This is a genomic window from Gilliamella sp. Gris1-4 (assembly GCF_001690335.1).
GTDB lineage: Bacteria > Pseudomonadota > Gammaproteobacteria > Enterobacterales > Orbaceae > Gilliamella > Gilliamella apicola_P.
Genome location: NZ_LZHA01000075.1, coordinates 1 through 15,548, shown reverse-complemented (window position 1 = coordinate 15,548; position 15,548 = coordinate 1). Strand labels below are relative to the sequence as shown.

13 protein-coding genes, 1 pseudogene and 1 riboswitch are annotated in these 15,548 nt (G+C 33.3%); of the genes and pseudogenes, 9 read left to right on the top strand and 5 right to left on the bottom strand.

From position 1 onward, the window contains the following. Positions 1-2 precede the first annotated feature (2 nt). The 3 genes from A9G31_RS09040 to rne form a co-directional block, all read right to left on the bottom strand. On the bottom strand, positions 3-863 hold the full coding sequence (locus tag A9G31_RS09040; RefSeq protein WP_065561365.1) for an ABC transporter permease subunit: 861 nt from the start codon (positions 861-863) through the stop codon (positions 3-5). Then, the gene (locus A9G31_RS09035; RefSeq protein WP_065561364.1) at positions 856-1,791 is read right to left on the bottom strand and encodes an ABC transporter permease subunit; all 936 of its coding nucleotides are present in this window, start codon (positions 1,789-1,791) and stop codon (positions 856-858) included. Before A9G31_RS09035 ends, A9G31_RS09040 begins: the two co-directional genes overlap by 8 nt. A 71-nt stretch (positions 1,792-1,862) precedes the next feature. Then, the gene (rne, locus tag A9G31_RS09030; protein WP_065561363.1) at positions 1,863-4,565 is read right to left on the bottom strand and encodes a ribonuclease E; all 2,703 of its coding nucleotides are present in this window, start codon (positions 4,563-4,565) and stop codon (positions 1,863-1,865) included. 744 nt (positions 4,566-5,309) lie between these two features. Here rne and syd point away from each other — a divergent pair. The 5 genes from syd to gluQRS all read left to right on the top strand — a co-directional run bounded on the left by syd (position 5,310) and on the right by gluQRS (position 9,425). Then, positions 5,310-5,843, top strand: a complete 534-nt coding sequence (gene syd / locus A9G31_RS09025; protein WP_065561362.1) for a SecY-interacting protein — start codon at positions 5,310-5,312, stop codon at positions 5,841-5,843. Between the two features lie 126 nt (positions 5,844-5,969). Continuing rightward, positions 5,970-7,145 carry an amino acid aminotransferase gene (locus A9G31_RS09020; protein ID WP_065561361.1) on the top strand — a complete coding sequence of 392 codons (1,176 nt, stop codon included), beginning with the start codon at positions 5,970-5,972 and terminating at the stop codon, positions 7,143-7,145. 280 nt (positions 7,146-7,425) lie between these two features. Continuing rightward, entirely contained in the window at positions 7,426-7,911 is a 486-nt protein-coding gene (gene folK / locus A9G31_RS09015; RefSeq protein ID WP_065561360.1) for a 2-amino-4-hydroxy-6-hydroxymethyldihydropteridine diphosphokinase, read from the top strand. Positions 7,912-8,047: 136 nt separating this feature from the next. Continuing rightward, positions 8,048-8,503 (top strand): RNA polymerase-binding protein DksA, encoded by a 456-nt coding sequence (gene dksA, locus A9G31_RS09010; protein WP_034910366.1) that lies wholly within the window; start codon positions 8,048-8,050, stop codon positions 8,501-8,503. A 31-nt stretch (positions 8,504-8,534) separates the two neighbouring features. Next, complete coding sequence (gluQRS, locus tag A9G31_RS09005; RefSeq protein ID WP_065561359.1) at positions 8,535-9,425, top strand: tRNA glutamyl-Q(34) synthetase GluQRS; 891 nt, start codon at positions 8,535-8,537, stop codon at positions 9,423-9,425. Here gluQRS and moaA read toward each other — a convergent pair. Continuing rightward, complete coding sequence (moaA, locus tag A9G31_RS09000; RefSeq protein ID WP_065561358.1) at positions 9,405-10,379, bottom strand: GTP 3',8-cyclase MoaA; 975 nt, start codon at positions 10,377-10,379, stop codon at positions 9,405-9,407. The two genes, gluQRS and moaA, sit on opposite strands and share 21 nt — an antisense overlap. Continuing rightward, positions 10,376-10,497: riboswitch (molybdenum cofactor riboswitch) on the bottom strand. It overlaps the preceding gene by 4 nt. A 612-nt stretch (positions 10,498-11,109) precedes the next feature. Between moaA and A9G31_RS08990 the strand changes: the two genes are divergently transcribed. The 4 genes and pseudogenes from A9G31_RS08990 to A9G31_RS12255 form a co-directional block, all read left to right on the top strand. Continuing rightward, positions 11,110-13,185 carry a hypothetical protein gene (locus A9G31_RS08990; RefSeq protein WP_065561356.1) on the top strand — a complete coding sequence of 692 codons (2,076 nt, stop codon included), beginning with the start codon at positions 11,110-11,112 and terminating at the stop codon, positions 13,183-13,185. Further along, positions 13,176-13,811 carry a hypothetical protein gene (locus A9G31_RS08985; protein ID WP_065561355.1) on the top strand — a complete coding sequence of 212 codons (636 nt, stop codon included), beginning with the start codon at positions 13,176-13,178 and terminating at the stop codon, positions 13,809-13,811. Before A9G31_RS08990 ends, A9G31_RS08985 begins: the two co-directional genes overlap by 10 nt. Positions 13,812-13,816: 5 nt before the next feature. After that, entirely contained in the window at positions 13,817-14,464 is a 648-nt protein-coding gene (locus tag A9G31_RS08980; RefSeq protein WP_065561354.1) for a hypothetical protein, read from the top strand. Positions 14,465-14,726: 262 nt separating this feature from the next. Further along, a pseudogene (locus tag A9G31_RS12255) lies at positions 14,727-15,236 on the top strand (IS30 family transposase); the annotation flags it as partial. Between the two features lie 4 nt (positions 15,237-15,240). Here the strand turns inward: A9G31_RS12255 and A9G31_RS08975 are convergent. Next, positions 15,241-15,548 (bottom strand): integrase core domain-containing protein (locus A9G31_RS08975; protein WP_141671333.1); only part of this gene is annotated, 308 nt, incomplete at its 5' end.

The window sequence follows — 15,548 nt, the reverse complement described above, 5'->3', positions numbered from 1 at the left end:
AATTAAGTTCCTGCTCGACGGCCATATAATCCAAAATTGAATAAATAAACCAAAATAATTGTAGCAGAAACCGCAATTCCCGGAGATAAAAAGGCTAAATAATTAGTTGCAATGATATCTTTCATTTGAAACATCATCATACCTAAATCTGGTCGAGAAATATCATTTGCAAAACCTAAAAAAGTTATGGTAGTAATAGCTAAAATAATCGAACCAAATAGCGAAACAATTTCAGTCAAATAAATAGGTAAAATATTAGGTAAAATATAATGATTAAAAATTGTAAAGGAAGATAATCCATCAAGTCTATAGGCTGTAATATACGTTTTATTCCATTCATTGATGGCACGCTGATGAATATTATAAATAAAGCGTGGCATATAAGATAACCCTATTACCAATAAAATATTAGTAATGTCATCTTCTAATAATAAGCTAATCACAATCACACCAAGTAACGGTGGTATTACCATACAAAATTTAAAAACAAATAATATAAAAGGGCGTATAAATGATATAAAAAACATTAAATAATTGATTAACCCACCAATGACTACCACATAAAAAACCGCCTTTAATGTCATTGACATAGTTGAGCGATAACCAATTAACAAATAATCAAAAATATCTTGTCCTTTATCGTTAGTACCTAATATATGATTAATATCACCATTAGACCACCAAGCAGGTGGTAATGAAACTGGATAAATAGGGTTTAAATGAGCATGAAAGAACCATTTGGTTGATAATGCCACAAAGGCAAGCGCCAATATGCCATAAAAGCCAACAACTAAGTAAAGATTACTATGCAACCGATTAAAGCTTAAATTAACATTTTTAAGCAATCTTGCTCGTCTAGACATAATGTTCCTTATGACGCAAAGGATAAATAACTACCGCCGAAATTTCGCCCAATAACGTTAATAAACTTATGACAGTGCCACAGGCTAAAATAGCAATAGAAATAACAAAATAATTATGATGGTGATAAGCTATCATCACCCATTGCCCTAATCCTACTCGATTAAATAAAATTTCAATTACCATAGTTGAAAACAGTAATGTTGTCGTATTATAAGTTAGCTGTGGAATAGTCGCAGGAATGGAATTAGGTAATAAATGACGGCGTAAAATTTTAAACGGTGATCGCTCACGAATAATCGCCATTTTAATAAAATTCTGTCGTGATATATTTCTTACATTCTGGCTAACAAGTTGAATAGTCATAATGCTTGGTTGAATAGCTAAAATAAAGATTGGCAAAACCAAATAGTGAATTTGACCCAATATCATATGCCATTTATCTATTTTTGATGAAACCAAAAGGTCCAATAACGAAGTTCCAGCTACTGATGGCGATACATCAAAATTCATTGATATCGACCAAGTTGGCGATAACCAATACATAACGATAATAACAACCATAACTATAGGGCAAGAATACAAAGATAAAGATCCTAAACGGATAATATTATTTAACCAATGAATATTACTAAGTCCAAGAAAAATTCCCAATGGCAATCCAATCAGTAAAGCAACGAATAAAGCAAGAATACACAGTTCAAATGTAGCCAATAATGTATGGAAAAATGGTACGGTTTCTCCAGTTAATAATCTGAATTGACCCTGTAGTAACTGTTTAAAAAAAGCACTGTAAGCATCTAAAAAGCTTAAATTATTAATGTTAAATGTTGAGTGAGGACTAAAATAAACTAAACAAAAACTAATCTGGGCTAATACACAAATAATAAACAAAAACGTTACTATTTTTTTGGAAATATAGATAATCATTGTTTATCTTTATCGCTATTATAATTAATTAAAACACGGTGACATAAGCACACCACCGTGTTTTAATCTATTTATTGATTATCCGGTATTACCGGTTTACTTGCTGCGGCATAAGCATGATCCTGAGCACTTAAACCACCAGCATTACCTTTACCTTCGAAATGATAATCTGATTCTTCACGCGATCTTATTTCAACATCATAAGTCACATATTCTGGTGCAGGTGCTTTAGTCATCGCTGAAGAAGAATAACCTATTGAGTGTAAATCATTAGTTACCAGCTCAATATCATTACCATTTTGCTCACTAACTTTAAAATCCTCTTGAGCACTTACAAATAACGGAGCTTTTGATACATCATTAACACTAGCAGTATCAGTACTATTTACATCTTCCTCATTTTTAACAATAACAGGAAGTAAAAGTGATGGAATGACAGGTACCATATTATTTTGCTCTTCATTAGTTATTTGACTGTAATCAACGACAACGCGACCTAAAGCTAATTCTAATGATGCTGCAGCAAACGGTAATGGTATTGGAGACTGTTTTAGTTCCCCATTCCGAACACGGCGTTTATTACGTTGGCCATTCATTCGTAAATGTCTTGAAGTACGGCGCTGACGTTTCGGTTGAATTTCCGATACAATATTGCTCTCAGCTGATTCTGAGACAATAACAGGTAATAATATAGAAGGAATAATTACTTGTTCTTGTTCAGTCTGCATCGTGGCAGTGGCATTACTATTTTTCACACGAACACTTTTAGTTAATGCTCGTTGTTGACGCCTCGGCTTAGCCTCACGCAGTTTTGGTTGTACCACTTCCTCGACAACTCTATCTGCCTTAAGATTGTTTTCAGAGTTTGACAAATTAGCATTTGAATTACTATTTTGTTTAGCTCTGCGGTTATTATTTCGACTTGATTCTTTAACCTCCTCAGTATTGCCTACTGCAACAACATTACCATTATTAACTACATTGTTGTTCCGGTTATTACGTTGACGTCGATTGTTTGAACGTTGATTATCCCGTCTTTTGGTCGGTCTTGTTTTAACTTCTGGCTGAGGTTCTACTTTTTCAGTAACAAACAGTTTACGTAATTTACCAAATAACCCACTAAACAGACCACTTGATTTTTTAGTTTTTGACTCTACCTTTTCTTTTGGTGTTGCACATGCCTCAACTTTAGGGCCTGATAATACAGCTTGTTCAACAATAACTTCAACAGATTGTTGCTCTTCTTCCTCTTCCTCAAGTTCACGAATCAATTTTGGAAGATTATAACTCAACACATCTGTTTCTTCACCTCTACGCTTACGAATCACCTTATACAATGGGGTTTCCATCTCTTCATCGCCAGCAATCACAATTTTGACATCAGGATGCATGCTTTCAATATTGGTGATAGCACGACGTTTTTCGTTAAGTAAATAGCTTGCTATTGGCACAGGAACAATGACATCGATTTGTACTGTATTATCTTTCATTGCTTCTTCTTGAATCAATCGAAGAATAGATAAAGACAATGAATTATTGTCCCGAACTGTACCTGTACCTTGACAACGAGGACAAATATGATGGGTTGCTTCACGTAATGATGGGCTTAAACGTTGGCGCGACATTTCAAGTAGACCAAAGCGTGAAATTCGCGTAGTTTGAATTCTTGCACGATCGGTTTTCATCGCTTCTTTTAAGCGATTTTCTACCTCACGCTGATTGCGGACTGGTGTCATATCAATAAAATCGATAACAATCAAACCACCTAAATCGCGTAAACGTAGTTGACGAGCTATTTCTTCGGCTGCTTCAAGGTTAGTATTAAATGCTGTTTCTTCAATATCACTACCACGAATGGATTTAGCCGAGTTAATATCGATTGCTGTAAGCGCTTCTGTGGCATCAATAACAATTGAACCACCAGAAGGTAAGCGAACTTCTCGCTGGAATGCCGACTCAATCTGCCCCTCAATTTGGAAATGATTAAATAATGGCACATCACCCTCATAAAGCTTTAAGCGACTGATATACTCAACACGTCCCAAATCAGTTAAACGCTTTTTAGCAATTTCAAGCACTTTAGGATTATCAATTAAAATATCACCAACATCATCACGCAAATAATCACGAAATGCGCGAGTAATGATATCACTTTCTTTATGAATCAAGCTTGGTGCAGGATGTTTTTTTGCTTCGTTTTGAATTGCTGTCCAATAGTTAACTAATGCATCTAAATCTTGTTGCAACTCCTCTTGGCTTTTACCAACGCCCGCCGTTCTAGCTATAACGCCCATACCTTTTGGCTTTTCAATTGCATCAATAATACGTTTAAGATCTGCTCTTTCCTCACCTTCTATACGGCGCGAAACACCACCAGCACGAGGATCATTAGGCATCAATACCAAATAGCTACCAGCTAAACTAATATAGGTAGTTAAAGCCGCACCTTTTTTGCCGCGAATCTCTTTTTCAATTTGGATAAGGACTTCTTGACCTTCCTGTAGATGTTTAATACTACGGCGGCCAGAAATATTAGATGGGAAATAGCTTTCAGCAATCTCTTTTAAAGGTAAAAAACCATCGCGCTCACCACCATACGAAACAAAAGCCGCTTCTAAACTTGGGTTGATTTTAGTGATTTTACCTTTATAAATATTCGCTTTCTTCTGTTCATGTCCAAGGCTTTCGATATCTAAATCATACAATCGTTGACCATCAACAAGCGCAACTCGCAGCTCTTCTTGCTGGGTTGCATTGATTAGCATTCTTTTCATTATTCTACACTCTTCATTAATTTTAATTAACAGTAGGTAGAATCTTATTATTGATAAGTGATTATTTTAACAATGATGAATATTGGTACTTAACTAAATATTGGTATACAGCATTCATTATTTTATTTATGTTATTTTTGTTATTATTTTATGTGAACCTGACACCGCTTACACAACATCAATATCATACATTAAGCAAAATGCTAAATTAAAAAGCACTAAATATTAAAAAAAACCTAATTGTATAATTTATTGACACTTTATTAATATGGCTAATTTGCAAACCTTTGTGTCTTACCGGCTTTAGCAAATAAACTAAATCTTTATGCAATTGTTTAAAATAAACATATTATCTAATTATAATGATTCTACTTACGCTATTTTATTTTTACAAACTGTAATGTCTAACGCCATTGCTGCATTACAAGGATAAAATTATCCACCACTATTATTAACGTTTCGGTCAAGGATAGCAAGCAAATTAAACTGTCTATTTTACAAACAGTTAAGAATTCATTTTTAGCTATATTCAACTAGCTTTAATCACATGATAAATAACTTATTTAATTTGCTTAAATTTTTATACTAAAACACCTAGTTACCGGAAACTTTTTTACAAAAATTTTTCTTACTAATTATCTCATTACTTAAAAATAAAACATCGATGTAATTATGCATAATATAACTTAATCAGTATAATTACGATAAAATGACATTGTAATTTAATATGAGATATATCTATTTATGAACTCTGCCGATAAAATTGCCTTACTTAATTTCACTACTCGTTGGATTGAGCAATTCAAATACGCACCACAAAGCGAAGAATTACATGCCATCCCCTCTCCTTGTATTTTAAAAACTGAACATCTTACGGTATTTTGGCAACCATTCTTACTAGAACCGCCAAGAGATCTCACGATTGTAGAACAAGTTATCGGTATCATTTTGCACCCCTCTGCCCACATTTTTTATGGTACACAATATGCTGGCAATATGACGGCTAAATTTACCGACACACATTTAACCTTAATTCAAGCATGGAATGATGATGATTTTTCAACTTTAGAACAAAACCTAATAGCTCATTTATCCCAACAAAAAAGATTAAAACGAACACCAACCATTTTTATAGCCTCGACGGATGACTGCACAACAATAATTTCATTAAACAATTTAACGGGTGAAATAGTAAAAGAGGACTTAATTACAGGAGAATTAACGACATTAACTAATGATTTGATTTCATTTTTTAATCAACTTACAGTTTTTCAGTAACCAGAAGAAAGTTAAAAATAAAAAATGTTTACAAAAATCTGTTTTATTGTATGCCTATTCGAAATTGTAACTTACAAAATAATATGTATATAATGCAGTAATAATAATCAATTAAATAGGTGGATTATGTTTGAAAATTTGACAGCTGCGCCAGCCGATCCCATTTTAGGGCTAGCTGACCTTTATAATAAAGATGAACGCACCAATAAAATTAATTTAAGTGTCGGTATTTATAAAGATGAAACGACTAAAACCCCTATTTTAGAAAGTGTCAGAAAAGCAGGGCATTTGTTACTAAATGACGAAACCACAAAAAGTTACTTTCCTATTGACGGTCTCAAATCCTTCAATATTGCAACGCAAACTTTGCTTTTTGGTAGTGAAAATGAACGAGCAAGAACTGCACAAGCACCTGGAGGAACAGGGGCTTTACGCATTATGGCAGACTTTTTAGCTCGCCGAACAAAAATAAAACGAGTTTGGGTTAGTAATCCAACTTGGCCAAATCATCGTAGTGTATTCCAAATGGCAGGCCTTGAAGTACGCGAATACCATTATTACAGTGCACAAACGCACACTCTTGATTTTGATGCCATGATGAGCAGCTTAAACCAAGTTGCCGCTGGCGAAGCGGTATTATTCCATGGATGCTGTCATAACCCAACGGGTATCGATCCAACCCCAGAACAATGGCAAGCTATATCGCATCTTGCCTTAAAAAATGGTTGGTTACCACTGTTTGATTTAGCTTATCAAGGCTTTGGACAAGGTATAGAAGAAGACGTTTATGGGTTACGGTTATTTGCCAATAATCATCCAGAACTACTTATTGCAAGTTCATATTCTAAAAATTTCGGTTTATATAACGAACGAGTGGGAGCATTTACATTAATTGCGGCAAATGCTGAAATTGCCGATCGAGCCTTTAGTCAAGTTAAAACAATTATTCGAGCTAATTACTCAAACCCTCCTGCCCATGGTGCTAAAATCGTCTCTTATATATTAAACAATGAAGAATTAAAAGAAGAGTGGATCGATGAATTAACAAGTATGCGTCAACGTATTCACCGCATGCGACAACTATTTGTAAAAACGTTACAAGACAAAGGTGCAAATCAAGATTTTAGTTATATTGCCAAACAAAATGGTATGTTTTCGTTTAGTGGCTTGAACGAAGAACAAGTACTAAAATTACGTAATGATTATGGCATCTATATCGTAAACTCAGGACGTATCAACGTGGCTGGTATGACATTAGATAACATGTCCAGACTTTGCGAATCAATTGTTGAAGTACTATAGAAATTTTAATAATAAACAGTCATAACAATAGAAACGCTCAAATAAAGGGAGTTTCTATTTACTTCCCCCTTTAAATTAATATGTTTTTTACTACAAAAACACATTAACATATTAATTATATTTAATTTTTATTTATGAATTTATTGCCATAGTTTCTAAAATTGCCTGTAACCAACGTCATGAGCATAAATCTATTTATATAATCATTCTTGGCAATTGTTTTATGTGCTAAGATATTGCCATTCAATTGTACTTAACATCACAAAAAATAAGTCTAATTATGTCAATTTGTTATGTTGCTTTAGGGAGCAACCTTGAAGATCCGTTTGTACAAGCTAATCGTGCTATTGAATCATTACGCTGTTTGCCTAGCTCAAAAGTGGTAGATATTTCACCATTTTACCGAAGTAAGCCCTTAGGGCCACAAGATCAAAATGATTATCTTAATGCAGTAATTAAACTGACGACAAGCTTATCACCTATAGCATTGCTTGATGAACTACAAGCAATTGAAAAAGCACAAGGACGCGTACGCAAAGATAATCGTTGGGGTGCTAGAACCCTAGATTTAGATATTTTACTTTATGATGACTTAGTCATTAATAATGAAAGACTTACTATCCCTCATTATCATATGAAAAATAGAGAATTTGTCCTCTATCCACTATTTGATATCAGTCCTGAACTTATTTTCCCCGATAACGACAAATTGTACGATTTAGTAGCTAAATGTCCTGAAAATGGGTTAAAAAAGTGGAATAATTAATTATCTTTATTAATAACATATAGTTGTATTATTTTTCCTATTTTTTAACTATAAAAATGATAAAAAAAATTTGCCAAAGGCTGAATTATTGCTATAGTTTAGCGCTTTCAAATAATCTTTACTTAAGGGGATTGCAGTGAAAAAGGAACAAAAAGTAAATACATCTTCTCTTAGCCTGCTTTCAATTGCTGGGCTTGAGCCTTATAAAGAGGCAAAAGGCGAGGAGTACATGAACCCTAAGCAATTGAAACATTTTAAACTTATTTTAGAAGCTTGGCTAACTCAGCTACAAGGTGAAATGGGAAAAACAGTTACGCATATGCAAGATGAAGCAGCAAACTTCCCAGATCCGGCTGACCGAGCAACACAAGAAGAAGAATTCAGCCTTGAATTACGCGCTAGAGATAGAGAAAGAAGACTCATCAAAAAAATTGAAAAAACGTTAAAGAAAATCGAATCAGACGATTTTGGTTATTGTGAATCTTGTGGTGTTGAAATTGGAATCCGCCGTTTAGAAGCAAGACCGACAGCCGATTTATGTATTGATTGTAAAACGCTTGCAGAACTTCGCGAAAAACAAATGGGTATGTAATCCCTGTTATCTATCATTCCAAATCAGACCTATGCATTATATCGGTCGTTTTGCCCCTTCACCATCAGGGCCATTACATTTTGGTTCGTTGGTAACGGCTCTTGGTAGTTATCTCCAAGCTAAATCTTGTCGTGGTAAATGGCTTGTCCGTATCGAAGATATCGACCCACCACGAGAAGTCAAAGGGGCATCATCACTTATATTAAAAACGCTTGAAGCGCTTAATTTATATTGGGATGATACGGTCTTGTATCAATCATCTTGCAGTGAGCGTTACCACACTGTTTTAAAAACACTTATAGATAAACAACAAGCCTATTATTGTGACTGTACTAGACAACGAATTCAAAACCTAACAAATGGTATTTACGACAACTTTTGTCGTGAACGACATTTATCTATCAATAATAAGCAACAAGTTGCTGTACGTTTAAAACAAAATCATCCTATTTTTCAATTTAAAGATCAGATTCGTGGTTTACAAACAGTTGAAAAAGCAAGTGCGCAAGAAGATTTTATTATTCACCGCAAAGACGGCTTATTTGCCTATAACTTAGTGGTAGTTTTAGACGATCATGAACAAGGAATTACCGAAATAGTTCGTGGCGCGGATCTTTTACCTGTTACTGCAAAACAAATCTCACTATATCAACTGCTTGGTTTTTCTGTGCCAAGTTACAGCCATTTACCACTAGTATTAGATAAAAATGGCAATAAACTATCAAAACAAAATCATGCTAGCCCGATTGATTTAAACAATTTTAAAGCGTTAACCGTCCAGGCTTTACAGTTTCTAGGACAATATGTGCCAGAAGATTGGCAAGACGCCTCTCAAAAACAGTTACTAGATTGGGCTATACAACATTGGCAAATTGACAATGTCCCAAAACAGAACAGCCAATTATCCACCGATATAAGATAAATTAGGGGTGAGCCCTACACGATGATCATGTAACAAATGCTTTTCTGGTTTAATCATTAATGAAGCAAAAATTCTTGCTTTTAATTGTTGTTTCTGTTCTGAGCTTTCCAACAAATCACGTAAATCAACCGCCGCATCACCAAATAGGCAGTAATGTAATTTACCGATAGATGATACACGTAATCGATTGCAACTTTTACAAAAATCTTTTGAATAGGGCATAATCAAACCAATTTTTCCTTGATAATCGCTGTGCACATAAATCTTAGCAGGACCTGATAAAGGTTTTTTGGGTTGTAACTCCCATCCCTGCGCAATTAATTGTGTTTCAATAAAACTACCAGACAAGTGATAACGATTAAATACATCATTGCTTTCGCCTGTTTCCATAAGTTCAATAAAGCGCAACTCCACTGGAATATCTTTAATCCATAACAAATAATCATTTAAATTATCATTCATATTTTTCATCAAAACAGTGTTAATTTTGACTTTTTTTATACCTACTTCTAACGATTTATCAACACACTGCAGTAATTCTTTAAGCTTATCTTGACCAGTAATTAATTTAAATAAATGGGGAGTAAAACTATCAATACTAATATTAATCGCATTTAAACCAGCTTGATGCCAATGGTGAATATTTTTTAATAAACGCGAACCATTGGTCGTAATAGCGAGTTCTTTCACGCTGGGATAGGAAGATATGAGCGATAAGATATCAATAAAATCGCGACGCAAAGTGGGCTCACCACCCGTTAACCGAATTTTACGCACACCAAGTTCAGTAAATGTTGCAACAACATTATTAATCTCACTGAGCGACAAAAATTTATGTTCCTTGTTAGGCTGATAACCACTTGGTAAACAGTACTGACACTGAAAATTACACAGCTCGGTAATCGACAAACGTAGATATTGAAATCGACGCTGATAATTATCAACTAATTGCATATATACATTAAACACCTTATCCAAATCGGGAAGCATAACCATTTCTGCGTTATACCGCGGCTAATCCACCATATGAAAATATCACTTAGGTAAAAAAGCTTCAGAGTTTGATTCAGTCTAGCATAGGCTTTATTTTTTGACTATGAGCAAAGTGATTTTTATAACGCGTCTTCTTTCCAATTAATAGAAACTTATCTATAAAAAATTTATTTACATTATGTTAATTTCTGCTAACCTTATTCAATTAAATTAATTATTTTATAATCCTAATCACTATATAATTAACCGAGGAATAGGTATAAATTTATAGCATAATAGATATATGTGATGGAATATAAGTCATATAAAGTGAGTCAATTTTAAATAAACACTAATAATAAAAGTTCCATGACAAATAACATCGATTTTGCAATAAATTGACCAATAATGAAGAATGAAAAAGGCATTTGTTTTTTTATTAGGCTGTGAAGATTCAAATCTAAAATCTATTGATAATACATTATTGGAAAATATAAAGACATATTATCTTCAAAAGATTCCAAGTAAAGATAATCAAATCTGTTTTTATTTAGGAAATATCTTATTTCCTTATCAAACTAAACAATTAACCTATTCTAAACAATCTATAACAAAAGTTTGGGTAAATAATCAACTTAATCAACATTTGGATCTATTTAACCGACTTATATTTAATCGCAAAACAATCCTATTTTTATAACAATCAATTATTATGAATAACAAAATAATAAAATCTGCCCGATATCTAACAAATTTAAGCTTAATTTTATTCCCAATCTTAGCATTCTCTGATGATGCTAGTCGCTATATAACTTATAACAATCTACTTTTTGATCGTGACGGCACAGTTATTATCGATAACAGCCAAGAAATTGACTCAATAAAATACCAAGATCATTATTGGATTGTGCAGTTAACCAACAGTAGCAATAACCTCCTCTACAGCAATATAAAAAAGATAGATAATTTTAAATTTGCTTTTGAAAAAAAAGGCAACATATTAAAGTTTAAAATCAAAAATAACTTAACTTATTTGGGCGCCGAACGAATAGCCTATTATTACCAAGATACACATTTATCAGTTATCATTGATACCGATGGTAATTTAATTACACCCAAAGGGCGTTATTATCTCAAAATCGGCCCCTTTATTAACGGTTATGCCGAAGTAACTACCCCAGAATATGATGAAGGCTATTTAAATCTACAAGGTAAATTTTTTAAAAAACTCCCTAAAACAACACTGACACAAAAAACGCAATCCCAAACCAAACCACAATGCAAAATAATCACATCCGATACAATAATGCAGCTATGTAAAAAAAATAACAGCCAATATCTAGTTAATAGCAAAACAGGCAAAGAAACCGATGTTGGTTCCAAAGCGTGGACGACTAATTTTGATTGCATCCCACAAAACCTTTCAGCAGGTTATTTTTGGCTAGGCAATTATCAAGATGGTTATCATGTTTATCAAATTTATGATTATGATGGGAAAATGCATTATGAAAATCAGTTTGATAGCATTTCTCCTTTATACGGTACAGTAAGTTGGGTAAAAAATAATTATAATTCTAAAAAATATCACCTTATTGATATCAAAGGTAAAACACTTGGTGAATATGATTATTATACAGTTAAAGATGTTGGTAAGGAAAAACTTTATTATGCCCAAAAAGCCACACCCAAAAATCAAAGTGAGGATGAAAAAAAGTTATTAACGATTTTGGATATAAATGGTAATATTTTATTTTATGAAGATATCGTCGGTCAGGCACAATACAACTTTTGTAACCGTAATTTTAAAGTATTAAAAAATAAGGAAAATAAAATAGTTTGGCCAACAGATTTAGAGCGAGAATGTCTTTTAGATCGTTATATTCAATCAGCAAAAACCGATAACGACAACAGTTATCGACATAAAGAGCAAGAAAGTAAAGCGATTGAAATACCAAAAGATAAAGTTCCCGAAATCAGCCGCTATTTTACACAAATTCAATCCAACAAAAATACCAATCCATTTACATTCGAAAAAGGTGATATTTATCTTACAGGTCCCAACACAACTAAAATTGAAGGTATCGCAGAACTAAGTATACCTGAAGGATATATATATAGTGAAAAATATAACCCATCTAACACAAAACATTGTGACAGGTTTGTTGCGCCAGCTTATGACAATCAAAACCGATTATGTATAAATGTTTATAAACTCGGATTTATTGACTTACTTGAAGTCAAAAAGTTATTTGATGACAAAACCAACATCGAAAATTTAAAAACAAAAATTTCTTCAAGAATAGAAGATTATAAAGAATACAAAGACTATCAAAAATTTGAATGGTTAATCGACCCTGAATTTGATTTTGAAAACCAAAGTTTAAAATTCGGCTATCGATATCACATAGCAGAAAGCGATCAAAACAGAACCAGTCAAATTATCGAATATATAAAATTTGCCAAAGACCACATCATTGTGTTTAAAAACGATTATTACGACGATTATAACGATTTTAAGCCAATGGAATTTGATTGGCTTAATCGCATTAAGGTTTTTGAAAAGGCCGATATCAGCTCGACTTATCCTTGCAGCAAATTATCAATAAAAGACTCGGCATTATCTGCCAATAAATTTATTTATTTAGATAAAGAATTTTGCTTTCCACTACCGATAACCACACTCTTTGAAAGATATCCTACGCAAACTGAATTAAATAGTTACCATGAGTTATTTTCCTTCAGGGAAAACCAATACCCAATAAAAGAGGGAAAAACCTTATGGAATTAATAAAATATCTTCTCAGCACAATAGCTGTAACAATAATCGGACTCACTCTAAATGCGTGTGATGCTCCGCCACAACAAAGCCAATCCGAACTCGAAAAACTGCCCGAGGTTTTTAATTTAACTGAACAACAATGGCAAAACGAAATCCAACAACGATTTGACACCATAAACGGTAATGGCGAACCAATAAAATGCATATCAATAGTAATGACTGCGCCTTATTACATATTTGACAGACGATACGACTCTGACACATTGATCCTATTACAAACGTTAACAGAAGCAGGCTTGCTAACAGAACAAATTGAAATTAGCGGAATGGATAAAAATCGCATCGTTTATATCTATAACCTTACCGAAGAAGGCAAAAAATACTATAGAAAATGGCCTAACTTGAGTTCGTCAGGATTTTGTTTTGGCAAAGTGATTGTCAAGTCGGTAACCAAAATAACGCCATATAGCAATTATATTGAAATTGAATATCAATATGTTATTGATAAATTACCCCCCAAATTAATGCCCCAAAATGAATTAAAAACCGATACCGTAAGGTTTTATTATGATGAACAAACAAAAAAGCTCTATAGCCGTGGTATTGGCTTAATTGTTAAAAACTATTGGGATTAATTATCATGAATCTAAAATATCCACTGATAACTACTTTCAGCTTACTACTATTTGGTTGCAATAATGTAGATTATAAGCAATCGCTACAAGAAACTTTAAGTAGAGAAGATAATCGTGCATTATGTTATTTCCTGCCAAATAACCAAAACATCTTTCCTAACGATGTGTTTTTCGATAAACAAACTGAAATACTCGACCTATTTGTCGATCTCAAATTCTTAAAAATCAAAAACATCACAGCCCAATTTTATGATGCCAATACAGATATAACCACCCTGCCTAGATCCCCCACCAAAATTGAAGGATTAAGATATCAATTAACTAATGAAGGTAAAAAATATTTTGTTGGTAATAAAGGTGCTTTTTGCTTTGGCGATATCATCATTGATAAAGTGAACGACACTTACAATATAGAAATGATAAGAGGAGGTTTTCAGGTCGACACAGGTAAATGGATAGATTATAACTATCATTATACTAATATCCCAGATTGGGCTTATGATCAACGTTTTGAGCAATACTATAAAAAAATTTCACTGAATAGTCAGATATTACACAGTGCCAGAGCAACTTATTATAATAGTAACAATAGTTATGAAACGGGAATTAATAAAACAAAATTAATTACTTTAAAAACTAAAGATGAAGAATAAAAATAACTTAATATTTTTATTTAAAAATTAATAAAAAATGAATACTCAATAAAAGTTGGATTTTTTAAATCTTCTTTTAAGAAATCAATTATCACTAACAAAGCCTTCTTATAGTTATTATAATCTTCAATGATACAAGTAACATTAAGAAGGATCCACTCAGTTTCCTCTTAACTCGGACATATCATTAATTTCATTTATTCCTGGGTTCAAACATGAAGTGCAATTTTAAACACGGTGGAGTGAAGAAAGTAGAAAGGAACGATACCAAATTTTCGTATTATTACAAACAGGAAAGAATAAAAAAGAGATAGTCCAGCTACTCAATAGACATCCTTCGACAATAAGTCGAGAGATAAAAAGAAACTCAAAACCTAATCAAACCTATCAAGCACATGAGGCGGTAACACTCGCTAGGAAAAGGCGAAAAAACAGCGGTAATGGTAAGCCAATAGAGTCTTCGGTATGGCGTCAAGTTGAAAAATACCTCATGCTTTATTACAGCCCAGAGCAGATTGCTGCACGTTTAAAGAAAATCAGCGTCCAATCAATCTATAACTACCTTTATCAAAATAAAGCGCGCTATGAACAATTCAAACCTTATCTAAGACGAAAAGGCAAAGCTTATCGGCATTGCAAGGCACCGAGTATAAAAGAAGGAGACCGCCGATATAAACGGTCAATTAAACAACGTCCAAGTTATGTAGAAAGCCGGAAAACGCAAGGACATTGGGAGTGTAAATACCCCAAACTTAGTACACAACTCACGTAGAAAATTAAGCTGCTTGTTTTAGTGTTTTATACTCAATCGGTGTCATGTTATTTAATGCCTCATGCGGTCTTTCGGTGTTATAAATCGTTAGCCATTCTTCGGTTATTTTCCTAGCTTGTGCTAAGTTGTTAAAAAGATATAAATCGAGTACTTCAGTACGATAGGTACGATTAAATCGTTCAATAAAGCCATTTTGATAAGGGCTACCGGGCTGGATATAATCAATGGTTATATCATGTGATTTAGCCCAGTTTATAAAGGTTTTTCCTGTAAATTCTGGCCCATTATCGACCCGTATTTTTAATGGATATC

Coding starts and splice junctions, on each gene's coding strand:
- A9G31_RS08980 (WP_065561354.1), top strand. CDS start 13,817: ATGAATCTAAAATATCCACTGATAACTACTTTCAGCTTACTACTATTT.
- moaA (WP_065561358.1), bottom strand. CDS start 10,379: ATGCAATTAGTTGATAATTATCAGCGTCGATTTCAATATCTACGTTTG.
- folK (WP_065561360.1), top strand. CDS start 7,426: ATGTCAATTTGTTATGTTGCTTTAGGGAGCAACCTTGAAGATCCGTTT.
- A9G31_RS08985 (WP_065561355.1), top strand. CDS start 13,176: ATGGAATTAATAAAATATCTTCTCAGCACAATAGCTGTAACAATAATC.
- A9G31_RS09020 (WP_065561361.1), top strand. CDS start 5,970: ATGTTTGAAAATTTGACAGCTGCGCCAGCCGATCCCATTTTAGGGCTA.
- gluQRS (WP_065561359.1), top strand. CDS start 8,535: ATGCATTATATCGGTCGTTTTGCCCCTTCACCATCAGGGCCATTACAT.
- A9G31_RS09035 (WP_065561364.1), bottom strand. CDS start 1,791: ATGATTATCTATATTTCCAAAAAAATAGTAACGTTTTTGTTTATTATT.
- rne (WP_065561363.1), bottom strand. CDS start 4,565: ATGAAAAGAATGCTAATCAATGCAACCCAGCAAGAAGAGCTGCGAGTT.
- syd (WP_065561362.1), top strand. CDS start 5,310: ATGAACTCTGCCGATAAAATTGCCTTACTTAATTTCACTACTCGTTGG.
- A9G31_RS09040 (WP_065561365.1), bottom strand. CDS start 863: ATGTCTAGACGAGCAAGATTGCTTAAAAATGTTAATTTAAGCTTTAAT.
- A9G31_RS08990 (WP_065561356.1), top strand. CDS start 11,110: ATGAATAACAAAATAATAAAATCTGCCCGATATCTAACAAATTTAAGC.